Annotated in this window: 27 protein-coding genes and 3 tRNA genes; 18 read left to right on the forward strand and 12 right to left on the reverse strand. The window is 70.5% G+C overall.

The window, feature by feature from the left end; translation table 11 throughout:
* Nucleotides 1-52: 52 nt before the first annotated feature.
* Complete coding sequence (locus tag MKD51_RS03860) at nucleotides 53-1,027, reverse strand: diacylglycerol kinase family protein (RefSeq protein ID WP_240238365.1); 975 nt, start codon at nucleotides 1,025-1,027, stop codon at nucleotides 53-55.
* Between the two features lie 63 nt (nucleotides 1,028-1,090).
* Between MKD51_RS03860 and serS the strand changes: the two genes are divergently transcribed.
* The 8 genes from serS (at nucleotide 1,091) to MKD51_RS03900 (ending at nucleotide 7,059) form a co-directional block, all read left to right on the forward strand.
* A complete protein-coding gene (serS, locus tag MKD51_RS03865; RefSeq protein WP_240238367.1) occupies nucleotides 1,091-2,353 on the forward strand; it encodes a serine--tRNA ligase in 1,263 nt (420 codons plus the stop codon).
* A complete protein-coding gene (locus MKD51_RS03870) occupies nucleotides 2,353-3,159 on the forward strand; it encodes an HAD hydrolase family protein (RefSeq protein ID WP_240238369.1) in 807 nt (268 codons plus the stop codon). The genes serS and MKD51_RS03870 overlap by 1 nt, the downstream gene beginning before the upstream one ends.
* A gap of 127 nt (nucleotides 3,160-3,286) precedes the next feature.
* Nucleotides 3,287-3,371, forward strand: a tRNA-Ser gene (locus tag MKD51_RS03875).
* A gap of 36 nt (nucleotides 3,372-3,407) precedes the next feature.
* Nucleotides 3,408-4,673, forward strand: a complete 1,266-nt coding sequence (locus MKD51_RS03880) for an LCP family protein (protein WP_240238377.1) — start codon at nucleotides 3,408-3,410, stop codon at nucleotides 4,671-4,673.
* 117 nt (nucleotides 4,674-4,790) lie between these two features.
* Nucleotides 4,791-4,879 (forward strand) — tRNA-Ser (locus MKD51_RS03885).
* A 172-nt stretch (nucleotides 4,880-5,051) separates the two neighbouring features.
* Entirely contained in the window at nucleotides 5,052-6,581 is a 1,530-nt protein-coding gene (locus MKD51_RS03890; protein ID WP_240238379.1) for a cell wall-binding repeat-containing protein, read from the forward strand.
* Nucleotides 6,582-6,699: 118 nt separating this feature from the next.
* Nucleotides 6,700-6,903, forward strand: a complete 204-nt coding sequence (locus tag MKD51_RS03895) for a cold-shock protein (protein ID WP_240238381.1) — start codon at nucleotides 6,700-6,702, stop codon at nucleotides 6,901-6,903.
* A gap of 83 nt (nucleotides 6,904-6,986) precedes the next feature.
* Nucleotides 6,987-7,059, forward strand: a tRNA-Arg gene (locus MKD51_RS03900).
* A 343-nt stretch (nucleotides 7,060-7,402) separates the two neighbouring features.
* On the opposite strand, the gene MKD51_RS03905 is transcribed toward MKD51_RS03900, so the two are convergent.
* Nucleotides 7,403-7,825, reverse strand: coding sequence for an OsmC family peroxiredoxin (locus tag MKD51_RS03905; protein ID WP_240238383.1), 423 nt, complete (start codon nucleotides 7,823-7,825; stop codon nucleotides 7,403-7,405).
* Nucleotides 7,826-7,920: 95 nt separating this feature from the next.
* Here MKD51_RS03905 and MKD51_RS03910 point away from each other — a divergent pair, with 95 nt between their 5' ends.
* Nucleotides 7,921-9,639: a cation:proton antiporter gene (locus MKD51_RS03910; protein WP_240238385.1), complete on the forward strand. Its 1,719-nt coding sequence runs from the start codon at nucleotides 7,921-7,923 to the stop codon at nucleotides 9,637-9,639.
* 46 nt (nucleotides 9,640-9,685) lie between these two features.
* Nucleotides 9,686-10,057 (forward strand): FKBP-type peptidyl-prolyl cis-trans isomerase, encoded by a 372-nt coding sequence (locus MKD51_RS03915; RefSeq protein ID WP_240238387.1) that lies wholly within the window; start codon nucleotides 9,686-9,688, stop codon nucleotides 10,055-10,057.
* Nucleotides 10,058-10,192: 135 nt separating this feature from the next.
* Here the strand turns inward: MKD51_RS03915 and MKD51_RS03920 are convergent, their stop codons facing one another.
* A complete protein-coding gene (locus MKD51_RS03920; protein ID WP_240238396.1) occupies nucleotides 10,193-11,536 on the reverse strand; it encodes an FAD-linked oxidase C-terminal domain-containing protein in 1,344 nt (447 codons plus the stop codon).
* A complete protein-coding gene (locus MKD51_RS03925) occupies nucleotides 11,533-12,078 on the reverse strand; it encodes a histidine phosphatase family protein (protein WP_240238398.1) in 546 nt (181 codons plus the stop codon). The genes MKD51_RS03920 and MKD51_RS03925 overlap by 4 nt, the downstream gene beginning before the upstream one ends.
* Nucleotides 12,079-12,170: 92 nt before the next feature.
* Here MKD51_RS03925 and MKD51_RS03930 point away from each other — a divergent pair, with 92 nt between their 5' ends.
* The 5 genes from MKD51_RS03930 to MKD51_RS03950 all read left to right on the forward strand — a co-directional run bounded on the left by MKD51_RS03930 (nucleotide 12,171) and on the right by MKD51_RS03950 (nucleotide 15,004).
* Nucleotides 12,171-12,677, forward strand: a complete 507-nt coding sequence (locus MKD51_RS03930) for a methylated-DNA--[protein]-cysteine S-methyltransferase (RefSeq protein WP_240238400.1) — start codon at nucleotides 12,171-12,173, stop codon at nucleotides 12,675-12,677.
* The gene (locus MKD51_RS03935) at nucleotides 12,674-13,153 is read left to right on the forward strand and encodes a sigma-70 family RNA polymerase sigma factor (protein ID WP_240238402.1); all 480 of its coding nucleotides are present in this window, start codon (nucleotides 12,674-12,676) and stop codon (nucleotides 13,151-13,153) included. The genes MKD51_RS03930 and MKD51_RS03935 overlap by 4 nt, the downstream gene beginning before the upstream one ends.
* Nucleotides 13,146-13,781, forward strand: a complete 636-nt coding sequence (locus MKD51_RS03940; protein WP_240238403.1) for a methylated-DNA--[protein]-cysteine S-methyltransferase — start codon at nucleotides 13,146-13,148, stop codon at nucleotides 13,779-13,781. Before MKD51_RS03935 ends, MKD51_RS03940 begins: the two co-directional genes overlap by 8 nt.
* Before the next feature lie 80 nt (nucleotides 13,782-13,861).
* The gene (locus tag MKD51_RS03945; protein WP_240238405.1) at nucleotides 13,862-14,779 is read left to right on the forward strand and encodes an asparaginase; all 918 of its coding nucleotides are present in this window, start codon (nucleotides 13,862-13,864) and stop codon (nucleotides 14,777-14,779) included.
* 21 nt (nucleotides 14,780-14,800) lie between these two features.
* On the forward strand, nucleotides 14,801-15,004 hold the full coding sequence (locus tag MKD51_RS03950) for a hypothetical protein (protein WP_240238407.1): 204 nt from the start codon (nucleotides 14,801-14,803) through the stop codon (nucleotides 15,002-15,004).
* A 169-nt stretch (nucleotides 15,005-15,173) separates the two neighbouring features.
* Here MKD51_RS03950 and MKD51_RS03955 read toward each other — a convergent pair whose 3' ends face one another.
* Nucleotides 15,174-15,863, reverse strand: coding sequence for a type 1 glutamine amidotransferase (locus tag MKD51_RS03955; RefSeq protein WP_240238409.1), 690 nt, complete (start codon nucleotides 15,861-15,863; stop codon nucleotides 15,174-15,176).
* 69 nt (nucleotides 15,864-15,932) lie between these two features.
* Between MKD51_RS03955 and MKD51_RS03960 the strand changes: the two genes are divergently transcribed.
* On the forward strand, nucleotides 15,933-16,691 hold the full coding sequence (locus tag MKD51_RS03960) for an alpha/beta hydrolase (RefSeq protein WP_240238411.1): 759 nt from the start codon (nucleotides 15,933-15,935) through the stop codon (nucleotides 16,689-16,691).
* Between the two features lie 192 nt (nucleotides 16,692-16,883).
* Here MKD51_RS03960 and MKD51_RS03965 read toward each other — a convergent pair whose 3' ends face one another.
* Nucleotides 16,884-17,615 (reverse strand): winged helix-turn-helix domain-containing protein, encoded by a 732-nt coding sequence (locus tag MKD51_RS03965; RefSeq protein ID WP_277603910.1) that lies wholly within the window; start codon nucleotides 17,613-17,615, stop codon nucleotides 16,884-16,886.
* Between the two features lie 390 nt (nucleotides 17,616-18,005).
* Entirely contained in the window at nucleotides 18,006-18,644 is a 639-nt protein-coding gene (upp, locus tag MKD51_RS03970) for a uracil phosphoribosyltransferase (protein WP_240238415.1), read from the reverse strand.
* 99 nt (nucleotides 18,645-18,743) lie between these two features.
* On the opposite strand from upp, the gene tadA reads away from it, so the two are divergent.
* Nucleotides 18,744-19,205, forward strand: a complete 462-nt coding sequence (tadA, locus tag MKD51_RS03975) for a tRNA adenosine(34) deaminase TadA (RefSeq protein WP_240238417.1) — start codon at nucleotides 18,744-18,746, stop codon at nucleotides 19,203-19,205.
* 62 nt (nucleotides 19,206-19,267) lie between these two features.
* On the opposite strand, the gene MKD51_RS03980 is transcribed toward tadA, so the two are convergent.
* The 3 genes from MKD51_RS03980 to MKD51_RS03990 are packed head-to-tail and all read right to left on the reverse strand — an operon-like array spanning nucleotide 19,268 to nucleotide 20,955.
* Nucleotides 19,268-19,531 (reverse strand): hypothetical protein, encoded by a 264-nt coding sequence (locus MKD51_RS03980; RefSeq protein WP_240238424.1) that lies wholly within the window; start codon nucleotides 19,529-19,531, stop codon nucleotides 19,268-19,270.
* 9 nt (nucleotides 19,532-19,540) lie between these two features.
* A complete protein-coding gene (locus tag MKD51_RS03985; protein ID WP_240238426.1) occupies nucleotides 19,541-19,960 on the reverse strand; it encodes a hypothetical protein in 420 nt (139 codons plus the stop codon).
* Between the two features lie 32 nt (nucleotides 19,961-19,992).
* On the reverse strand, nucleotides 19,993-20,955 hold the full coding sequence (locus tag MKD51_RS03990; RefSeq protein WP_240238428.1) for a cation diffusion facilitator family transporter: 963 nt from the start codon (nucleotides 20,953-20,955) through the stop codon (nucleotides 19,993-19,995).
* A gap of 59 nt (nucleotides 20,956-21,014) precedes the next feature.
* Here MKD51_RS03990 and proC point away from each other — a divergent pair, with 59 nt between their 5' ends.
* Complete coding sequence (gene proC, locus MKD51_RS03995; RefSeq protein ID WP_240238430.1) at nucleotides 21,015-21,839, forward strand: pyrroline-5-carboxylate reductase; 825 nt, start codon at nucleotides 21,015-21,017, stop codon at nucleotides 21,837-21,839.
* Nucleotides 21,840-21,845: 6 nt separating this feature from the next.
* Here the strand turns inward: proC and MKD51_RS04000 are convergent, their stop codons facing one another.
* Together MKD51_RS04000 and MKD51_RS04005 are read right to left on the reverse strand one after the other, a co-directional pair.
* Nucleotides 21,846-22,229 carry a YchJ family metal-binding protein gene (locus tag MKD51_RS04000; protein ID WP_240240813.1) on the reverse strand — a complete coding sequence of 128 codons (384 nt, stop codon included), beginning with the start codon at nucleotides 22,227-22,229 and terminating at the stop codon, nucleotides 21,846-21,848.
* A 22-nt stretch (nucleotides 22,230-22,251) separates the two neighbouring features.
* Nucleotides 22,252-22,923: a TrkA family potassium uptake protein gene (locus tag MKD51_RS04005; RefSeq protein WP_240238432.1), complete on the reverse strand. Its 672-nt coding sequence runs from the start codon at nucleotides 22,921-22,923 to the stop codon at nucleotides 22,252-22,254.
* Nucleotides 22,924-22,975: the final 52 nt, after the last annotated feature.

Genomic DNA, 22,975 nt, shown 5'->3' on the forward strand with positions numbered 1-22,975 from the left:
CGATAGCCTCCGGCGCTGAGGGCGCGGAGCGGACGCGCTCGAATGCCGCGACTCAGACGTTCGGCCCCAGCAGCGTGCGCCGCTTCGGCACCCGCACGCGCAGGGCGTCCTCGCGGATCGTCGCCCGCAGCGCGACCGCCTTGCCGACCACGTCGCCGTCGACCTGCACGACCCGCGGCTCCTCCAGCCGGGCGATCGTCGTCTTCGCCTGGCCGTAGCCGAGCGCGGCTCCCGTGCGCTGCTTGCCCTTGCCCTGCTTGCGCCGCAGCTTGCTCACCAGCGTGTTGTTGCGCATGACGTAGCCGGCGACCTGGAACCAGCCGCGCACCCCACGCGGTCGGATGAGCGCGATGTCGAGCATCCCGTCGTCCACCGCGGCGTCCGGCAGCAGCACGAGGCCGTTCTGGATGGTGCCGCAGTTGCCGATCAGCATCGTGTTGACGGTGTGCCGCCCGGTGCGCTGGTCATCGAGCTTGACCTGCACGCGCACCTTGTCGAGGCTCGAGATGACGCGGCCCGCGGCGTCGATGTAGGCGAGCCATCCGACCTTCTTCTTCAGGTCGTCGTCGGTCGCCTCGATCATCTCGGCGTCGAGTCCGAACCCCACCATGACGGCGAAGGCGTGGCGTGAGCGCTCGCCTTCCGGCGACTCCATCTCGAGCTCGCCCAGGTCGATCTCGCGCTCCTCGCCCTCGTATGCGGTGCGTACGGCGTTGCGCAGGCTCGCCACGTCGATGCCGAGGTTGCGCGCCAGCAGGTTGCCGGTGCCGGCCGGGATGATCGCCAACGGCACGCCCGATCCGGTGACCAGGTCTGCGCCGATGCGCACGGTCCCGTCGCCGCCCGCGATGATCAGCAGGTCGATGCCGGCGTCGAGCGCCTCGCGCACGGCCGACTCGCCGCCGTCGTCCGCGCCGGTCTCGAGCCAGAGCGGCTCCGACCAGTCCAATGGCTGCGCGGTCTCGATCTGCGGCGCAAGCTCGTCGCGCGACAGCTTGACCGGATTGAAGACGATGCCTGCTCGCATGTCGGCAAAGGTACCCGCTCCCGCCTGGCCTCCCGCACATCCGCCCGCTCGTAGACTGGTGGGGTGATCGATCCCCAGCTGCTGCGCGAGCAGCCCGACCTCGTGAAGGCCAGCCAGGAGCGCCGCGGCGACCCCGTGTCCTCCGTCGACGAGGCGCTCGCCGCCGAGAGCGCGCGGCGTGCCGCCATCACCGAGTTCGAGGGCTTGCGCGCCGAGCAGAACGCGCAGTCGAAGCTCGTCGGCAAGGCGTCCAAGGAGGAGCGTCCCGCGCTCATCGAGCAGGGCCGCTCGCTGGCTGCCGGCGTGAAGGATGCGCAGGCGCGCGTGACCGACGCCGAGGCCGCCTTCGACGCATCCGTCTCGAAGATCGGCAACCTCGTGCACCCCGACGTGCCCGCGGGCGGCGAGGAGAACTTCGTCACGCTCTCGACGCACGGGCAGGAGCGCTCGTTCGCCTTCGATGCCCGCGACCACGTCGAGCTCGGCGAGAGCCTCAAGGCCTTCGACATCGCGCGCGGCGCCAAGGTTGCGGGCACGCGGTTCTACTACCTGACCGGCATCGGCATGCGGCTCGAGCTGGCGCTCATGCTCATGGGCCTCGACCAGGTGCTCGCCGACGGCTTCACGCCGCTCATGACACCGACGCTCGTGCGGCCCGAGATCATGCAGGGCACCGGCTTCCTGGGCGAGCACGCCGCCGAGGTCTACCACCTGCCTGCCGACGACCTCTATCTCACCGGCACGTCAGAGGTGGCGCTCGCGGGCTTCCACGCCGACGAGATCGTCGACCTCGAGCAGCCGCTGCGCTACGCCGGCTGGTCGACGTGCTACCGCCGCGAGGCGGGCAGCGCCGGCCGCGACACCCGCGGCATCCTGCGGGTGCACCAGTTCAACAAGCTCGAGATGTTCTCGTACGTGAAGCCGGAGGACGCCGAGGCGGAGCACGACCGCCTGCGCGCCCTGCAGGAGCGCATGCTCCAGGCCTGCGAGCTGGACTACCGCGTGATCGACGTCGCCGCCGGCGACCTGGGCTCGAGCGCGGCGCGCAAGTTCGACATCGAGGCGTGGATCCCCTCGCAGCAGCAGTACCGCGAGCTCACCTCCACCTCGAACTGCACGACCTTCCAGTCGCGCCGCCTCGCCACCCGCTATCGCACCGAGAGCGGCAGGACGGCGCCGGTCGCGACGCTCAACGGCACCGCAGCCACGACGCGCTGGCTGGTCGCGCTCCTCGAGACGCACCAGCAGGCCGACGGCTCGGTGCGCGTGCCGGCGGCGCTGCAGCCGTACCTGGGCGGCATCGACGTCATCGAGCCGGTGGCCTGATGCAGCAGCTGCTGATCGGCCTCGACATCGACGGCACGATCGTCCGGGAGGACGACTCGCTCTCGACCAGGGTGGCGGATGCGGTGCGCGCGGTCGTCGACGCCGGTCACGTCGTGGTGCTGGCCACGGGCCGCTCGCAGGCGACGACCGAGTCGACCGCGGTGCGGCTCGGCATCGCGCCGAGCCACCTGGTGGCGGCGAACGGGGCGCTCGTGCTGGCGCGCGCCGACGCCGATGAAGCCTTCTCGCCCATCCACGTGGAGACCTTCGATCCGGCTCCGGCGCTGCGCACGATCGCCCAGGGGCTGCCGACCGGCTCGTTCATGGTGGAGGACGCCGCTGGCCACCGCCGCTACACGAACGGCATGATCGATTGGAACCTCGACGAGGCTGAGCAGGTCGAGTTCGAGGAGCTGCTGCAGACGCCCGCGATGCGCGTCGTCGTCATGAGCCCCGACCACCAGGTCGACGACTTCCTCGAGATCGTGGAGTCGATGGGGCTGCACAAGGTCTCCTACGCGATCGGCTACTCGTCGTGGCTCGACATCGCGCCCGACGGCGTCAACAAGGCCACCGGACTCGAGCGGGTCGCCGAGGAGCTCGGCTTCACCCGCGACCGCATCGTCGTGGTCGGCGACGGTCGCAACGACATCGACATGTTCCAGTGGGTCGTCGCAGGCAACGGCCGCGCGGTCGCCATGGGCCAGGCACCGGATGAGGTCAAGGCGGCCGCGAGCGAGGTCACCGCGGCGGTCGAGGACGACGGGCTGGCGCTCGTGCTCGAGGGGCTGCTGGTCCGGGCCTGACGCTCCCGGGCGGGTGCTGACCGACCCGCCCCACAGCCCACCGCCAGGTTCGGCGTAGGTGATGCATCCGCTCTGGTCGTAGAATCCCTCGAGGCCCACTCGCGTCCCAGCCGCGGTCAGGGCTACTGGAGGGCTGTCCGAGCGGCCGATGGAGCCGGTCTTGAAAACCGGTGGGCAGCGATGCCTCGTGGGTTCGAATCCCACGCCCTCCGCAGCAGGAAGCCATGTCGATCGCAGGAGGAGGTGCCATGAGCAGCCAGCGCGTCCCCGGCGCCGTCGACACCTCGTCGATGGTGCCCCGCCACGGCCGCCTGCGCAGGCACTCCGGCATCGCGCACGTCTTCCGCTGGATCGCGCTCAGCATGGCGGTCGTGCTCGTCGCGGCCATCGGCGTCGTCGGCGTCTCGGTGCTGCGGCTCTCGACCGGTCTGCAGACGGTCGACCTCGGCGGCGAGGTGCCGCAGGCGCAGGGCGGCTTCGCCCCGTATGAGGGCGGCTTCACGATCCTGCTGGTCGGCTCCGATCAGCGCACCGGCCAGGGCGCCGAGTTCGGCGAGAACTCGTACGGCGAGGGCATGCTCAACGACGTGACGATGCTGCTGCACGTCAGCGACGACCACCAGCAGGCACGCGTCGTCTCGTTCCCACGCGACCTCGTGGTGGACTTCCCGGCATGTGAGGATCCCGAGACGGGTGTCACGCAGCCCGCGGCCTCGGGCGTGCAGTTCAATCAGGCGCTCTCGCGCGGCGGCCTCTCCTGCGTGGCGGAGGTGGTCACCGACATGACGGACATCGAGGTGCCCTACGCGGCGATGATCACCTTCCAGGGCGTCATCAGCATGTCGAGCGCCGTGGGCGGCGTCCCCGTGTGCTTCGCTGGCCCGATCGACGACCCCTGGACGGGGCTCGAGATCCCCGAGGCCGGCACCTACGACCTCGAGGGTGAGCAGGCGCTGCAGTTCCTGCGCTCGCGCCACGGCGTGGGCGACGGCTCCGACCTGGCGCGCATCTCCTCGCAGCAGGTGTTCCTCTCGTCGCTCGTGCGCACGCTGCAGTCGGATGCCGTGCTCACCGACTTCACGAAGCTGTACGCGATCTCGCAGGTGGCGCTCGAGAACATGACGCTCTCGAGCGGCCTCGGCGACATCGGAACGATGGTGTCGATGGCCCGCGTGCTCGCCGACATCCCGCTCGAGACCATGCAGTTCGTGCTCTATCCGAACGTGCCGGAGGGCGCCCGCGTGTACCCGGACGAGGAGGCCGCAGACGAGCTGATGCGACGCATCCGCCTCGACCTCCCGATCGATCTCGGCGACGACTCGCTCGGCATCGGCTCGACCGACGAGACGCCGACGCCGACGCCCGGCGCGAGCGAGACACCCGGCGCGACTGAGACGCCGGGCGCGACCGAGACGCCGGGTGCCACCCCAGAGCCGACGGAGTCCGCCGGCCTCGACGGCGTGATCGGCCAGGATGCATCGCAGGAGTCGTGCGTCGTCCCCTACGGCAGCTGAGGCCCACGCCGTCGGCGATCGCTCCACTCGCTGGTCGAGTAGGGCGCGCAACGCCCGTATCGAGACCACACCAGGACTTTGGTAGGCTTGCCGCTGGCCTGCCGACAGTCGGGTCGAGGAGACGTCGCATAGTCCGGCCGAGTGCACCACCCTGCTAAGGTGGAGTCCCCATTAGGGGACCGAGGGTTCAAATCCCTCCGTCTCCACGTCAAGGCCCCGCAGTCCACTGGACGCGGGGCCTTCCTCGTGGGTCACGGACGAGCGAACACTGTTACGGGCATCGGCGCAATAGCGCATGTCTGATCTCATGCTGGCGCGACACGCTGGTGGAGGGTATTCTCGGCTGAGTCACGGCTCAAACACAGAGGATCGTCCCCCATGCGCTCGCGCCCCCTCGCCCTCGCCGTCGCCCTCGTGGCGGCTGTGGGCATCGTCCTCCCGCTCGCTCCCACCCCCGCACCGCAGGCTGCTGCTGCGCCAGCGCCCATCGCGCAGGGCACGATCGTCGACCGCAACGCGGTCGCCGACCTCTCCGCGGTCTTCAACGCGATCAACACCTATCGCAGTGGCCAGGGCCTCCGCCCGCTGCGCTTCATGCCGCAGCTGCACACCATCGCGCAGTCGTGGAGCTATGAGCTCGGCCAGACCGATGCCTTCAAGCACCGCACGGGCTTCACCTCGCTCTATCCCGCTGGCTCGTCGCGTTCCGGCGAGATCATCGCGTGGCGCCGTGACGCAAATGCAGCGGCGCTCGTGACGCAGTGGATCAACTCGCCCGCGCACAAGGCGCAGCTGCTGGGCGACTACACCGCCATGGGCGTCGGCGTCGCCACGGTCGACGGCTACCAGGGCGCCTCACGCGCGAGCCTGGTCGGCACGACGAACTTCGGCCGCTACGTCGGATCGGCGCAGCCCACCACCTACGCCTCCGTCCAGGCCTGGGTGAACGCCGGCGGTCGTGTCGCGCCCGCGCCCGCGCCCGTACCGGATGCGCAGTACGTGCGGATCGCCGCGCGCGACACGATGCAGGCATCCGTCGACATGAGCGTGCAGCGCAACCAGCCGTCGCGGGTGACCGAGGTCTACCTGGCGCCGAGCCACGTCTACTTCGAGGCGCTCTCGGCAGCGCCGGCCGCCGCGCGTGTCGACCGCGCGCTGCTCCTCGTCGAGCCCTCCGGGCCGTCGCAGGCGCTGCTCAACGAGCTCCGCAGGCTGAATCCGGGCACGGTCACGCTCGTGGGAGCGCCGAACGTGCTGCCCGATGCGACGCTCCGAGCCGTGCGCTCGGCGCTCCCCGGCAAGTCTGTGGTGCGCGTCGCGGGCAGCAACGCTCCGGAGATCTCCGCCAACTTCGCCCTGGAGGAGTTCCCCGGCGCCGATCGCGTCTACGTCGCTGCCGAGCGCAACCTCTCCGACGTCATCTCTGCCTCCTCGGCGGCGGCGGCCCTGGGTGTGCCGCTCGTGCTGACGCCGCGGTCGACGACCATCCCGTCGAGCATCACCTCCTACTTCGCTGCCGAGCGCCCCTCGCGCGTCACCGTCGTCGGCGGCAGTCCGCAGCTGGCGAGCGCGCAGGAGCGCGCGATCGAGCGCGCCGGCTCCGGCATCAGCGCGACGCTGGTGCGCGAGCGCGACCGATTCCTCACCAACGCGTCGACGCTGCGCACCGCATGGTCCGGCCCGCAGGACGCCGCCTACCTGGCGTCGGCCCTGCAATTCGGCCACGCATTCGTCGGCTCGGCGATCGCCGCGGGCAATGGACCGGTCGCGCTGACCTCTATCGGCTGCGTGCCACCGGGACCCTTCTCGTTCGTCACCGGCTCGGTCGATCCGCAGCAGGTCGTGGCCCTCGGCATGGAGTGGACCGTGAGCGCGAACGCTGCCGCACTCGGCCGCTGCGCGAGCTGACAGAAAATTTCTCAGCGGAACCCGCTCTTCACCCGCTAGGGTGGGGAGGGCGCAGGGCGGATCTTGCTCTGCGCTTTTGAACGCAGCGCCAAGCTGCATTGCATTGATTGAAGGAAATATGGCAACCGGCACCGTCAAGTGGTTCGACTCCGGCAAGGGCTTCGGCTTCATCGCTCCGGACGACGGCGGCAAGGATCTGTTCGCTCACTACAGCCAGATCGTGTCCAACGGCTTCAAGACCCTCGAAGAGGCTCAGGCAGTCGAGTTCGAAATCGTCGAGGGCACCAAGGGCCCGCAGGCTGCGAACATTCGCCCCCTGTGACCCTGGTCGCGTCCTCGTGACGCGGCTCGATTAGCGCTGACGGCCAGGGATCAGTTAGACTGATCCCTGGCCGTTCGGCCATTGCGCCCGTAGCTCAACGGATAGAGCATCTGACTACGGATCAGAAGGTTGGGGGTTCGAATCCCTCCGGGCGCGCACTGTGTTGAGACAGTAGTGAAGGCCACTTGCGAGAGCAGGTGGCCTTCGTGGTTTCCGGATGTGGCAGTGACCGCCCCTGGAAAGCCGAAGCCGCGGGCCGACTCTGGTGAGTCGACGCCGCGGCCGCGGGTTCATGCTGGTCGTTACATGATGATGTCGTCGTCGCCGGTGATGATCGACATGATGATGTCGTCGTCGCCCGCGATGGTGACCAGCAGGTGGATCGGAAGCTGCTCGAACCTCTTCATTGCACTCCTTCGTGAAGCCGGATTACCCCGTCATCTCTGTTTATAGACTGAAACGCGGGTGGCCGCCACTAGCAACTTTGCGCGATCTGAAATCAGCCCTCGAGCGTGGCGGACTCCAGCGTGATCTCGACGCCCGCGAGCGCCTGCGACACGGGGCAGCCGGCCTTTGCCTGCTCGGCGAAATCTGCGAACTGCGTCTGGTCGATTCCCGGCACGCGGCCGCTGACGGTCAGCGCGCTGCCCGTGATGCCCGTGCCTGCGACGAACGACACCTTCGCAGCGGTGGCGAGCGACTCCGCGGGGTGGCCCGCTTCTGCCAGCGTGTTCGAGAGGGCCATCGAGAAGCAGGATGCGTGCGCACCGGCGATGAGCTCCTCGGGGGTCGAGCCGCCGCCGCTTTCGGCGCGGGCCTTCCAGGACATGTCGAAGCTCGATCCGGATCCCAGCGTGGCGGTTCCGCTGCCGGAGGCGAGGTCGCCGTTCCAGGTCGCGCTGGCGTTCGAGGTGATGGCCATGAGTCCTCCTTGAGTCGCGCCGACGCGGCTCCCGTGTCGGCCCCTCCAGGCTATGGCGAAGCGCAGCCGAGAGAACAGGTGGATACGATCCGTTCATGCACGGTGTGACCACAGAAGTGACCCTCGTGGTCGTCATCGGCATCCTCATCATCGGTGCCGTCGCCACGATCGCGAACCGCATCGGCGTCGCGGCACCCCTGCTGCTCGTGGTGCTGGGCGCGGGGATCTCGCTCGTGCCGGGCGTCCCGGGGATCGAGGTGCCGCCGGAGGTCTTCCTCACGATCATCCTGCCGCCGCTGCTGTACACGGCGGCGCTCAAGGTGCCGGCGGTCGACTTCCGGCGCAACCTGCGCGTGATCGGCTACCTCTCCGTCTTCCTCGTCGCCGTCAGCGCGCTGGCCGTCGCACTCGTGCTGCAGTCGCTCTGGCCGGTCGTCGGCTTCGCCGCGGCGCTCGCGCTCGGCGCTGTCGTGGCGCCGCCCGACGCCGTCGCCGCCACCGCGCTCGGCAAGCGCCTCGGCCTGCCCCCTCGCGTCGTGACGATCCTCGAGGGCGAAGGCCTCATCAACGACGCCACTGCGCTCGTGCTGCTGAGCACCGCCGTCGCCGCGATCACGCGCATCGGCAACTCCGACATCGAGGTCGGCCCGCTGCTCGGCGACTTCGCGCTCGCCGTGGTGGTCGCGCTCGTGGTCGGGGCCCTCGTCGGTGCCGCGACCGTGCGCATCCGCCAGTACGCCTCCGATCGCGCGATCGACACCGCCATCTCGCTCGCGACTCCCTTCCTCTCCTTCCTCGCGGCCGAGTCGCTGCACGGCTCCGGCATCGTCGCGGTCGTGATCACGGGACTCGTGATCGGCAACCGCAGCCAGGTGCGCATCCGCGCCACCCGGCGCGCGCAGGAGTCGGCCACCTGGAGCACGTTCTCGCTCGTCGTCGAGAACGGGGTCTTCCTCACGATGGGCATGCAGCTGCCCGCGGTCCTCTCGGCGGTCGACGAGGGCGAGCGACACCTCGTCGGTGTCGTGCTCGTCGGCCTGCTGCTGTGCCTGGTGCTGCTCGTCGTGCGCTTCGCGTCGATGCCGCCGCTGCTGTGGTGGCTGCGCCGCACCGCGAAGCACCGCAGGCGCGACCACGAGCGGCTGGGGCAGCGGCTCGAGCAGGTGGACACCGAGTCGAAGCGAGGTACGAAGCTGCGCCGAGCCCATGACATGCGGGGCCACGACATCGTCGCGCTGGCGGATCAGCGCCTCGGCTGGCGCGACATGCTGGCGATCGGCTGGGCGGGCATGCGCGGCGTCGTCACCGTCGCGGCGGTGCAGACGCTGCCGGCCGAGACGCCGATGCGGGCTGAGCTCGTGCTCATCGCGTTCGTCGTGGCGATCGTGACGCTGCTCGTGCAGGGAGGCACGCTCGCCTGGCTCGTGCGGCTGCTGCACCTGACGCACGACGGCTCTGAGCGCCACAGGCGCGAGCTCGACGAGCTGCTCGGCGAGACGATCGAGGCGGGCATCGACGCGATGCAGCGCGAAGCCGAGGCGACGGGCATCGACGCGGCGCTCGTCGAGGCTGCGGGCGAGCGGATGCGGTCCCGTCGTGCGTGGGCGGCGCACGTCGCAGAGGTCGATCCGGACGACGCCACCACCGACGTCGCCCAGATCGCGCGGCTCCGCCATCTGGCGGTGGATGCCGAGCGGATCTGGCTCGACCAGGTGCGCAAGAGCGGCCGCTTCGACTCGGCGACCGTGGGGGTGGTGCAGCGCATCATCGACCGCGAGGAGGTCGGGCTGCAGGCCGACGAGGACGAGCACTGAGCCTCGCACGCCACGCGCGGCGCTGCGATCGTGCGAGGATTGACGCATGACTGAGAAGCCTGAGATCGACGCGCCCGAAGGGCCCGCACCCACTGAGCTCGAGATCACCGACATCACCGTCGGCGACGGCGAGGAGGCGGTGACCGGCACGCAGGTCAGCGTCCACTACGTCGGCGTGACCCACTCCGGCGGCGAGGAGTTCGACGCCTCTTACGGCCGCGGCGCACCGCTCGAGTTCCCGCTCGGCGTCGGCATGGTCATCAAGGGCTGGGAGCAGGGCATCGAGGGGATGCGCGTCGGCGGCCGGCGCAAGCTGGTCATCCCGCCGCACCTCGCCTACGGCGAGCGCGGCGCCGGCGGCGTGATCGGCCCGAACGAGACGCTGATCTTCGTCTGCGACCTGGTCGCCGTCAAGTAGCTTTCCGCGTCTCGCTGGTCGAGTAGCGGCCGCAGGCCGCATATCGAGACCGACGGATTCGTCTCGATACGGCGTCTCCGGCGCCTACTCGACGAGCGGGGGTTGCGGCGCCTGCTCGACGCGCGGGGTCTGCGGCTAGAGCGCCTTGCCCGGGTTCAGGATCCCGAGCGGGTCGAACGCCGCCTTCACCGCCTGCTGCAGCGCCAGCTGCCGCTCGCCCAGCTCGTCGACGAGCCAGCGGCGCTTCAGGATGCCGACACCGTGCTCGCCCGTCAGGGTGCCGCCGAGCGCGAGCCCTGCGGCGAACACCTCGTTCGCGCACGCCCAGACCGCCTCGCTCGGCTCCGGCTCGTCGAACACGAAGGTCGGGTGCAGGTTGCCGTCGCCGGCGTGCGCGGTGACGACGAGCCGCACGCCGTGCCGCTGCGCCGCCTCGTGGCAGGCCCGGAACATGTCCGCCATCCGCGAGCGCGGCACCGCGATGTCCTCCACCAGCACGTTCCCGAACGACTCGAGCGCGAAGTGCACCTGCCTGCGCACCTGCACCGGGGCATCCGACTCGCTCAGGTCGTCCGTGCGCTCGACACGGCCGCCGTGGGCGCTGAGGATCTGCGCGACCGTCTCGGAGGTCGCCTCGGCGCCCAGGTCGTCGGTCTGCACGAGCACGAACGCGCCCGTCATGGCGCGGCCGGTGTAGGCCGCGAGCATCGAGACCGCGTCTCGGCCGACGAGCTCCATGATGGCGGGACGGATGCGCGCGGCGGTGATGGCCGTGCAGGCCGCGGCCGCGATGGCCTCGTCGTCGAAGAACGCGCCCACCGTCCAGACTGTGCCGTCGACGAGCGGGCGCAGCTTGAGCGTCGCGCCGACCACGATGCCGAGCGTGCCCTCCGAGCCGATCATGAGCGCGGTCAGATCGAGGCCGGTCACGCCCTTGACGGTGCGATGGCCGGTGGAGATGAGGCTGCCGTCGGCGAGCACGACGTCGAGCGCGAGCACCCATTCGCGCGTCACGCCGTACTTCGCGCACAGGAGGCCACCCGCGTTGGTGGCGATGTTGCCGCCCACGGAGGAGATGGCGCGACTGGCCGGGTCGGGCGGCCACCAGAGGCCGTGGCTGGCGAGCATGTCGTTCAGCTCGGCGTTGCGGATGCCGGGCTCGACCACGCAGGACTGGTCGATGATCGAGACGTCGAGGAGGCGCCGCATGGTGTCCACCGAGACCACGAGCTCGCCGCCGCCCGCGATCGCGCCGCCCGCGAGGCCGGTGCCGGCCGCGCGCGGCACCACCGGCACGCCGTGCTCGCTGGCCCAGCGCATCGCGATCTGCACGTGCTCGGCCGACTCCGCCTCGACGATCGCCAGTGGAGCTGCGGGGGCGCGGTGGCCCGACTTGTCGGCCCGCACCCCGTCGAGCGCTGCCGGGGCGGTGACGACGACGTGCGCGGGCAGCGCCGCGCGCAGCGCATCGAGACTCATCGCAGCACGAGGCCGTCGGTGAGCTTCCAACCGCCGGGTGTGCCGGTGAAGCGCACGGAATGCGCGTTGTCGGGGGTGTCGGTCTCGATGCCCATGACGTGGTCGGCGAAGGCGCGGATGAAGGTGCCGTGCGCCACGATCACGAGTGCGTCGACCGGGTGCGCGGCGGCGACCTCGTCGATCGCGGGGACGGCGCGGCGCTGCAGTTCCTCGAACGACTCCTCACCGGGCCAGTCGTCGCCGAAGCGAGCGACCGCCTCCGCCTTGGTGAGCCCCTCGGCCTCGCCGTAGGCGCGCTCGATCAGGCTCGCGTAGCGGCCGCCGACCTCGAGGCCGAGCTCCGCGGCGATGATGTCGGCGGTGACGGCCGCTCGCTCCAGCGTCGACGACACCACCGCATCCCACACCTCATCGGCGAGCAGCCGCGCTGCCGTGTGCGCCTGCTCGATGCCGGTCTCGTTGAGCGGGATGTCGCTCGAGCCCTGCAGGCGGCCGTCGCGGTTGTAGTCGGTCTGGCCATGTCTGACGAGGGCGATCTCCATGCCTCGAGCCTAGGGCGGCTCCGGCGCCGACAATCCACAACCTCACATCTCGGGCCCCCCGAGCGTTGGCAAGGTATGAGAGGAATTGCAGCATGACGCACACGATCATCGACAGTCCCATCGGCCCGCTCACGCTCGTCCGCGAAGACGCGGGCCTCACGGGTGTCTACATGCCCGGCCATCGACCCGCGCCCGACGAGGCGACGTTCGGCGAGCGCGACGACGACGCCTTCGCGGATGCGGTGCAGCAGTTCGGCGAGTACTGGGCAGGGGAGCGCACCGGCTTCGACCTGCCGATGGCGCCCGTCGGCACCGACTTCCAGCTGCGCATCTGGAACGCGCTCGTCACGATCCCCTACGGCGAGACCCGCACCTACGGCTGGATAGCCGCGCAGATCGGCCATCCGACAGCGGTGCGCGCGGTCGGCCTGGCGAACAGCCGCAATCCACTGTCGATCCTGGTGCCGTGCCACCGCGTGGTGGGTGCGAGCGGAGCCCTCACGGGCTACGCGGGCGGCGTCGAGCGCAAGCGCTTCCTGCTCGACCACGAGGCCGGCTCCGCGCTGGATGTCGCGACCGGGCTAGATTCGGTCGCGTGACCCGTGCGCCCTTCGACTCGATCGTCGCGCAGCACGGCGCGAGGGTGTGGCGGGTGTGCAGGGCGCTGCTCGACGAGCCCGACGCGGACGACGCCTGGAGCGACACGTTCCTGGCTGCGCTCGAGGCCTATCCGGGCCTCGCGCATGACACGAGCATCGAGGGCTGGCTCGTGACGATCGCGCACCGCAAGGCCATCGATGTGCTGCGCCGGCGCTCGGGGCTGACGATCGGCGACGTGCCCGATCGGCCGGCACCAGACTCGACCGTGCCGGGGCGCGCGCGCGACCTCGACCTCGCGCGGGCGCTCGCGCAGCTGCCGCAGCGCCAGCGCGAGACCGTCGTGCTGCACCACCTCGGTGGGCTGCCGTTCACCGAGGTGGCGGCCGTCGTCGGGTCGTCGGCGGATGCGGCGCGGCGCGCCTCGTCAGACGGCGTGCGTCGGCTGCGAGAGCTGCTGGGGGAGCGCGATGCCTGAGCGGTTCGACGAGCCGACACGCTCGCTGGCGGAGCCGGGGCTGGATGCGCTGCCGGGCTCGCTGCCGGCGCCGCCGCTCGACGCGCTGCACGCCCGGCTGATCGAGCGCGCAGCCGCGAACGATCTGCTCGACGTCGCCTACCGTCGGCTCGACACCGGGCTCGGCACACTGCTGCTCGCGGCGACGCCTGCGGGGCTGGTCTCCGTCACCTTCGACGGCGACGATCCGGATGCCACGCTGGAGCGGCTTGCCGCCACGCTCAGCCCTCGGGTGCTCGAGGCGCCCGCCAGGCTCGACGATGCAGCGCGCGCGCTCGAGCGCCTCATCGGCGGCAGCGCCCGCAGCTTCGACGGCGCGCTCGACCTCACGCTCGCGCACGGCTTCGGCCGGCAGGTCGTCGAGCGGCTGCGCGAGATCCCCTACGGCGAGACGCGCAGCTATGCGCAGGTGGCGCAGGCCGTGGGCTCGCCGAAGGCGGTGCGCGCGGTCGGCACGGCCTGCCGCAAGAATCCGCTGCCGATCGCGGTGCCCTGCCACCGCGTCGTGCGCAGCGACGGCGGCATCGGGCAGTACGCGGGGGGTGTGGAGGCGAAGCGGCTGCTGCTCACGATCGAGTCTGCAGCGTAGGCCCGACGCAGTGGGCCCTCACGCTCGTCGAGGAGGCCCGCAGGGTCGTATCGAGACGCGACCCCACTACCGTGGATCCCATGCCCACCACCGCACTCCTCGCCGTCATCGAGCGCGACGGCTTCGTCGAGTCCGAGCACCACGGCGTCGCCGTCCTCATCGATCCCGACGGCGGCGTCATCGAGTCCCACGGCGACATCACCAACGCGTTCCTGGCCCGCAGCAGCCTCAAGCCGCTCTACGCCGCGGCGCTCATCGACGCGGGGCTCATCGAGCTCGAGCCCGCGCACGCGGCGCTCGCGAGCGCGAGCCACTGGGCCGATCAGGAGCACATCGACACGGCAGCGGCGATGGCGGCCGCCCATGGCGTCAAGGAGGACGCCCTGCGCTGCCCGCCCATGCGGGCCCCAGACGGCGCGCAGCGCCGCTTCGCGCACATGTGCGCAGGCAAGCACATCGCGCTCGCCGCCGCGGCCCGCAAGATGGGCGCCTCCGCCGACTACTGGGCAGACGAGCACCCGCTGGCCGCGGTGCTCCGCGACGGCCTCGCCGCCGCGACCGACGAGCCCATCCGCCAGCTCGCGCACGATGGCTGCGGCGCGCTCGTCTTCCCGACCACGCCCGTCGGCCTCGCCCGCGCCTTCCGTCGCCTGGCGCCGGACGGCAGCGGCGCGCACCGGTTCGTCGGCGAAGCCATCCGCGCCCATCCGACCCTCATCGACGGCGCGGGCAGGCCCGACGCCGTCGTGATCGCAGAGACCGGATGCACCACCAAGTTCGGCGCGGAGGGCACGCAGGCGATGGTCGCCCCCGACGGCACCACCGCGGTCGTGAAGACGGCAGACGGTGCGCGGCGCGCGGGCTCGCCGGTCGCGCTCGCGATGCTGGAGCGCGCCGGCGCGCTCCCTGCAGGCACCCTCGATCGGCTCGCCGAGCAGCTCGGCCTGCTGCAGCTGAGCGCCGACGTGCCCGTCGGACGCCTGCGCGTCGCGATCTGACCCGAGCCGAGGCGACTCGACATGGCGCTCGGGCCACGATCCGCTCTCGCAGCGACGACCGTGCTGCTCGTCGCCATGGGGGCCAGCGGCTGCATGCCCTCCGCCTGCACGACGGTCAGTGACACGCACACGCTGACGATCGAGCTGTCGGGATCCGACGCTGCCGTCGTCGAGTTCGCAACCGCTGTGCCGGAGCCCGAGGCGACGCTCCAGCTGCGGCTCTGACGGGTAGGCCGCTGCTTCGATCGGCCTGAGCGGGGGCCGAGGCCACAATGGCGGTCGGTGGTGTGCTCAGGCCGATCGAACGCGCTGGTGCGAGTGGGGCCCTTGCGCACGACTGGTGCTGGCGCGCAGGCCCCGTTCGGGCGCAGCTGCCCCATTCGGACAGGCCGTTCTAGAGCCGCTGCGCGCACGCCTCCGCGAACGCGCCGAAGCCGCGCTCGACGACGCCCAGCAGCGTGGCGTCGGTGGCGAGGTGCGAGCGCCAGCCGGCCACCGCATCCGCAGTCCTGAGCTCCGAGAGCGTCGGGCTCGCGACCGAGTCCCAGAGTCGCATCACGCGGTCATCGGCCTCGAGGTGGAACTGCATGCCGACGGCGGATCCGAAGCGGAAGGCCTCATTCTCGACGTGCTCGCTGCGGGCCAGCAGCGTCGCGCCAGGTGGCAGCGAGACGACATCGCTGTTCCAGCGCATCGCGCCGATGCGACCCACGTGGCTGCCCAGCCACGGGTCAGGCTCGAGCACGTCGATGTCGATGATGCCCACATCGTCGACCGCGCCCTCACGGTGTGTGCCGCCGAGCGCGCGGCCGAGGATCTGGTGGCCGAGGCACAGGCCCAGCACAGGGATCTCGGCGTCGATGGCGCGAAGCGTGAGGTCGGCAGTGCGCTGCAGCGACGGGAACGCGTCGACGTCCGCGGCGCTCATCTGGCCGCCGAGGATGACGACGCCGGCGAGCGCATCGAGCTCGGGAAGCGATTCGGGGAACACCGCCTCGCGCGTCGGCAGGTGCGACAGCAGGCTCGTGGCGTGGCCGCCCGTCTCGTACTCGATGTGCTTGATGAACAGGACGGAACGCGCCAATGCAGGGCCTCTCTCTTTGCGGGCTAGCCTAAGCGAGCGCACCAGACAGCACAGCACGACAGGAGCAGCATGACCGTCTTCGCGATGGCACCCGACGGTGTCAGGATCGCCCTCCACGAGCTCGGCGACCCGGAGGGCAGGCCGGTGCTGATGATCCACGGCTTCTCCTCGAACGCGCGGCGCAACTGGATCGAGAGCGGCTGGGGCGAGAGCCTTGCAGCCGTCGGCCTGCGCGGCATCGCCATGGATCTGCGCGGCCACGGCGACAGCGACCGCCCCTCGATCGGGTACGCGGTGCAGCAGTTCGTCGACGACGTCGATGCGGTGCTCGAGCAGCTCGCTCTCGACGAGGCACCGGGCGCGATCGGCTACTCGATGGGCTCGCGACTGCTGTGGCGGCATGCGGGCACCCGGCCGCAGGCGTTCAGGGCGCTGGTGCTCGGCGGTCTGCCTGCGGGTGACCCGTTCCAGCGCTTCGACGTCGACCTGGCGCACCGAGCGCTCGCGGGCGAGGAGGAGCCGGGCCCGATGGAATCGTTCATCGTCGACCTCGCGGGCATCTTCCCGGAGCATGACGCGTCGACCCTCGTGACGCTCGCGGGCGAGGTGTCGCAGACGCTCTTCGACGCAGAGGAGGCGCCGCCGGTGGTGCCGACGCTGCTCATGACGGGCGACAAGGATCGCCGCGCAGACGACACCGAGACGCTGCTGCCGCTGCTGCAGGACGGCAGGTTCGAGGCGATCCCGGGCCGCAACCACGTGAACGCGCCGACCTCTGGCACCTTCCGGCGCACTGCATCCGCATTCATCGAGGAGCACATGCGGTGAAGGCGGAGCAATCGCGCTCGTGACAAGGTGCAGGGCCGGCTGAGTTCTCTCAGCCGGCCCCAGTCCCTTGCACCAAGCGAGGCGATTGGCCTTCGCTTCCGTTGACCGCCACAGCACTACGATCAACGTGCGTCGAACGTATAACGGATTGGTAACGAGCGCGCCTAGATCTCGCTGTGATTCTGCTGTGGTTCAGAAGCGATCGGGGCTGGGTCCGCTGGCGAGCACCGTGACGTCGGCGTGCCGGTCGAAGCGGTAGCCCTCGCCGCGCACCGTGCGGATGATCTCGGCGTAGGCGCCGAGCTTCGAGCGCAGGCGGCGGATGTGCACGTCGATCGTGCGCTCGTTCGGGCGATCCTCGGCGTCGGCCTGCCACAGGGCGTCGATGATGTCGCAGCGGCCGACCGTCGATCCCTCGCGCAGCACGATGTGCTGCAGCAGCTCGAACTCGCGGTAGGTGAGCGGCGAGACGTCGTCGCCGATCGCGACGCGCTTGCGCGTCAGGTCGATGACGATGCCGAGGTCGACCTCGGGAGCGGGCTGCTGCACCGCGGGGTCGCCGAGCGCTCGCCGCACGACGTCGACGTCGCGGCCACCGGAGCCGGCGGGGGCGAGCGCAACGGCAGCGTGGGTCTGGGCGCTCGGCGCCAGCTTGGAGGTGAGCGCGCGAAGCTCGCCGACGAGGCGTGCGAGCTCGATGCGATCGGCAGTGGCAGCGCCTTCGCCGAGTCCGACGTAGAGCACGAAGCCGCGCGCCTCGGAGCCCTCGGGGACGGCCCGGACCGGGCTCGGCGTCGCGGGCTGCTGCGGCGCGGGGGCCACGGCACGGCGGGCGAGTGCGCTCGTGCCATGCGTGGCGGGGAGCTCGTAGGAGGGGCGGCGGGTGCGGGTGGCCAGCGGGGTGGCAAGAGCGGTGATGGTCATGATGAGCCTTCCGGCGTGCGGTCGGCGGCTGGTCCGTGCCATGTGGGTACGGGTGATGCAGCCGTCGACGCGAGATGTCGATCTGTCGTGTGCGAACCGGATCCGGTTCGGCGACCGCTCCGCGGGGAGGACCCAGCGGGGCTGCTCAAGCCAGAGGTGTGCGACGCGGAAGCGTCAGCGACTCCCCTTCAGGAGCGGTCGGACGGTGCGAGCTGTGCTCAAGCACACATTCGACGCATGGCGACCTTCGGCATCATCATGCCGTTCGTCCTGTTCGTCGCGAGGACGGACTGAGGGCGGAAGGTGGTCGTCATGTCTGCCAGTATCGCTGGTTCGATCGAGCGATGTCAAACAACGCAACAGTGTGACGAAGTGTGACGGAGACCGTGGTCAGTCTCCGACGGTGCCGTAGAGCCGGTCGCCGGCGTCGCCGAGGCCGGGCACGATGAAGCCGCGCTCGTCGAGGCGCTCGTCGAGCGCGCCGAGCACGATCGTGACGTCGTGGCCCTCCATGTCGCGCTCGAGGCGAGCAAGCCCTTCGGGGGTGCCGAGCAGGCAGATCGCGGTGACGTCGACGGCGCCGCGATCGAAGAGGAACTGCATCGCGCCGGAGAGCGAGCCGCCGGTGGCGAGCATCGGATCGAGCACGAAGCACTGCCGGTCGGAGAGGTCGTCGGGCAGCCGCTCCGCGTAGGTGGTCGGCTCGAGCGTGACCTCGTTGCGGGCCATGCCGAGGAACCCGACCTCGGCGGTGGGGACGAGCGCCGTCATGCCCTCGAGCATCCCGAGGCCCGCGCGCAGGATCGGCACCACGAGCGGTCGCGGCTCGGCGATCGCGACGCCAGTGGTCGTCGTGACCGGCGTGCGGATCTCCTTGGGGGTGACGCGCACGTTGCGCGTCGCCTCATAGGCGAGCAGGGTCATCAGCTCGCCGACGAGCGCGCGGAAGGTGGGGGAGGGCGTGGCCTCATCCCGCAGCACGGTCAGCTTGTGGGTGATGAGCGGGTGGTCGGCGACGTGGACTCGCATAGGGTTCAGGCTAGTGGGCGCAGGCACGCGCCCGATGCCAGGTCTGTGCCGCGCAGGCACAGCGCCGGCATGAGGCAGAGAGTGCTGTGAGGGGTTCGGATGCAGTCGGTCGCGCACGACGAGGCGCTCATGCGCCAGGCGCTCGAGCAGGCCAGGGCGGCTGAGACCACGGCCGACGTGCCGGTCGGCGCCCTCGTCGTGGATGCATCCGGCGCCGTCATCGGCCTCGGCCGCAACGAGCGCGAGGCCCGGAACGACCCGACCGCGCACGCCGAGGTCGTCGCGCTGCGCGAGGCCGCTGCGCATCTCGGCTCGTGGAGGCTCGACGGATGCACGCTGGTCGTCACGCTGGAGCCGTGCGTCATGTGCGCGGGGGCGATCCTCGCGAGCCGGATCGAGCGCGTGGTGTTCGGCGCATGGGATGAGAAGGCCGGCGCCGCCGGCAGCGTGGTCGACGTGCTGCGAGAGCGCCGGCTGCCCCACAGGGTCGAGGTGGTCGCCGGCGTGCTCGCCGAGGAGGCTCGGGCGCAGCTGCAGGCCTTCTTCGCGGACCGGCGCTGACAGGACGACGGCGGAGGGGCTTCCTCAGCCAGCCGAACGGACGCGCGCTGGGCGCGGACGGTTCAATCCGTGGCCCGGCTGACGTCGGCGCTCGAGGGGCGCTTCGGCTCCAGCTGCTCGATGCTGTCACCTGCCTCGGCGGCGCGCTCCTCGGCGATGCGCTGCTCGTAGGTCGCGGGCCGCCAGATCTCGTCGAAGACCCCGAGGCCGCCCATGCGACGGGAGCGCTGCACGCTGGCGCTGTGCCAGATGCGAGGGCCGAGCGCGATGATCACGGCCGTGGCGCCGAGCACCAGCACCCATGCCGCGACGTCGACCCAGGGCATCCGCTCAGCTCACTGCCAGAAGACGGCGATCAGCAGGTTGAGCAGCGCGAGCCCGCCGGCGATGTGGAAGAACGTCTTGAGGCGGCGCTCGCCGACCTCGACGTTGCCCACCGAGACGGCCCCGCCCTGCTGCAGCGCTGCCTTCTCCTTGCGGATGGCGGTGGTGCGCAGGAAGCCGATGAGCGCGGCGATGAACACGACCACCGCGATGAGGCCCTTGATGCCGAGCTTCATGTGGTTGGCCTCGCCGTCGCCAGCCATCGCCAGGCCGTAGAGCGCGATGCCCGAGACCAGCTGGATCGAGGCGCCGGTGAGCAGGATCGTGAAGTTGAATCCCGACTTGGCGCGCATCTGCAGGAAGAAGGTGCCGACGAGCAGGGCGAGGCCGACCATGTGAGCGGCGACGAGCAGCGAATGCAGGAAGTCCATGCAGACAGCCTACACAACAGGATCCGGCAGCATCAGTTGCCGGATTGGATCACGATGTGGTCGGTCGACGGCGCGATCTCGGGCTGCTCGATGTAGAGGTCGGGCTCGATGTAGATGACGCGCGCGTGCGCCACCTTGTCGCGCAGCGAGGCCTCGAGGTCGTTGATCGTGGTGGCGATGTGCTCGATGTCGGAGTGCGGCGGGAACGCCACCTTCGCGGCGATCATGAGCTCGTCCGGGCCGAGGTAGAGGGTCTTCATGTGGATGACCGACTCCACGCCCGGGTGCTCGTTGAGCACGCGCTGCACGACGGCGTGATCCTCCTTCGTGGCGCCCTCACCGATGAGCAGCGACTTCATCTCGACTGCGAGGACGGCGGCGACGGCGATCAGCAGCACACCGATGAACAGCGTGCCGATCGCGTCGAAGAGCGGGTTGTGCGTGAGCGCCGAGAGGCCGACGGCGACGAATGCGAAGACGAGGCCGATCAGTGCCGCGAGATCCTCGAGCAGGATGACGGGCAGCTCGGGGCTCTTGGCCTTGCGGATGAACTGCCACCAGCCGGCCTTGCCGCGCACCTGGTTGGCCTCCTTGATCGCCGTCCGGAACGAGAAGCTCTCGAGCACGATCGCGACGCCGAGCACCACCAGCGGCAGCCACACGACGTCAATCTCGTGCGGCTCCTGGATCTTGGAGATGCCCTCGGAGATCGAGAACAGGCCGCCGACCGAGAAGAGCACCAGCGCCACGATGAACGCCCAGACGTAGCGCTCGCGGCCGTAGCCGAAGGGGTGCTCGGTGTCGGCCTTCCGCTTCGCCAGCCTGCCGCCGAGCAGCAGCAGCAGCTGGTTGCCGGCGTCGGCGACCGAGTGGATGGCCTCGGCCAGCATCGACGCGGAGCCCGAGAAGAACCAGGCGATGAACTTCGTGATGGCGATGCCGGTGTTCGCGAGGAATGCCGCGACGACTGCCTTCGTACCGTGGGATGCGCTCACGCGGGAAGTCTACGCGCGCGAGCCTGACGCAGTGCGCAGTCGCAGCTAGCCTGGCGGGCATGACCGAACTCCTCCCTCCCATCGCCATGCTCGGCGTCGGCTCCATGGGCGGCGCCATCCTCCAGGGCCTCGTGCAGCACGGGGCAGAGCGCGTCGTCGTCACCAACCGCACGGCCGAGAAGGCCGCCGCCATCCAGCTCGAAGGCGTCGAGTCCATCGCGCTCGCCGACGAGCCGGAGGGCAACGCGCGCGCCGTCGAGGGCGCGCGGCTCGTGGTGCTGGGCGTCAAGCCGGTCGGGATCGTCGACCTGGCACGGCAGATCTCGCCGCACCTCGCGGATGACGCCGTGGTGGTCTCGATCGCGGCCGGCACCACGACCGCATCCATCGAGGCCGCACTGCCCGCATCCGTCTCGGTCGTGCGGGCGATGCCCAACACGCCGTCCACCGTCGGACTGGGCGTCACGGGCGTCGCGGGCGGCAGCCGGGCGAGCGAGGCGGATGTCGCGCTGGTGGCGCGCGTGTTCGAAGCGGTCGGCGAAGTGATCGTGCTCGACGAGTCGCAGATCGATGCCCTCTCGACGATCTCGGGCTCTGGCCCCGCCTACGTCTTCCTGCTCATCGAGGAGCTCACGAAGACGGCGGAGCGGATGGGCTTCACACCCGAGCAGGCGGCCACGATGGTGCAGGGCACGTTCCGAGGCGCGACCGAGCTGCTCGCCGCCGATGGCTCGGAGCCCGCAGAGCTGCGGCGTCGAGTGACGAGCCCGAAGGGCACGACCGAGCAGGCGATCGGCGTGCTGCAGCAGGCGGCACTCGGTGAGGTCTTCGACCGCGCGACCGCGGCGGCGCTGGCGCGCGCGCAGGAGCTCGCAGGCGGCTGAGCAGCCTCAGATGCTGTCGCCGTCGACGTACTGCCAGCGGGCGTCGCGGCGGAAGCGGCTGAGCTCTCGCATCGATCCTCGCGTGCCCTCTGCGACCCAGTGGCTCTCGAACGAGACGGTGCCCTCGCGGTCGAACGGGCCGCCTCCGGTGGTGGCGAGCACGTCGAGCCGCAGCCAGCGGATGCCGGGGTCGAGCTCGAGCGAGCGCGGTCGGGTGGATGGGTGCCACGAGGTCAGCAGCCAGTCGACGTCGCCGACGGCGAAGGCGGTGAAGCGCGAGCGCATCAGCGCCTCTGCGGTCGCCGCCTCGCGCTCGCCCCGGTGGACGGGGGCGCAGCACTCGCCGAAGGTCAGGCCGGTGCCGCAGGGGCAGCGGGCGGCGTCGTCGATCACGAGCGGGCCCCGGTGAGGCTCACGAACCAAGACCGGCGAAGCGCTCGATGTCGGTCTGCTTGCCGGAGACGATGATCAGGTCATGATTCGAGACGATCGTCTCGGGCGTCGCGTAGGTGAACTCGCCACCCGGGCTCTTCACGCCGACGACCGTCAAGTGGTACTTCGAGCGGATCTTCGACTCGGCGAGGGTGACGCCGCGGATGTGCTTCGGCGGGTACATCTTCACGATCGCGAAGTGGTCGTCGAACTGGATGTAGTCGAGCATGCGCCCCGAGACGAGGTGCGCGACGCGCTCGCCGGCCTCTGCCTCCGGGTAGATCACGTGGTTGGCGCCGATGCGGCTGAGGATCTTGCCGTGCGACTGGCTGATGGCCTTCGCCCAGATCTGCGGGATGCCGAGGTCGACGAGGTTGGCGACGATGAGCACCGACGCCTCGATCGAGGAGCCGACGGCGCAGACCGCGATCGAGAAGTCCTGGGCGCCGAGCTGCCTGAGCGCGTCGATCGAGCGGGCGTCGGCCTGCACCGTGTGCGTCAGGCGCTCCGACCACTTCTGCACCAGGTTGATGTCGTCGTCGATCGCGAGCACCTCGCGGTCGAGGCGCGCGAGCTGGCCGGCGGTGGCGGCGCCGAAGCGCCCCAACCCGATGACGAGCACCGGGGCGTCGTGCGGGATCCTGTCAACCATGCGCTACAGATTAGGCCCCACCGGCTGACCGCGGCTCCACCCCGCTCCGACA

This window comes from Agrococcus sp. ARC_14 (genome assembly GCF_022436485.1).
GTDB lineage: Bacteria > Actinomycetota > Actinomycetes > Actinomycetales > Microbacteriaceae > Agrococcus.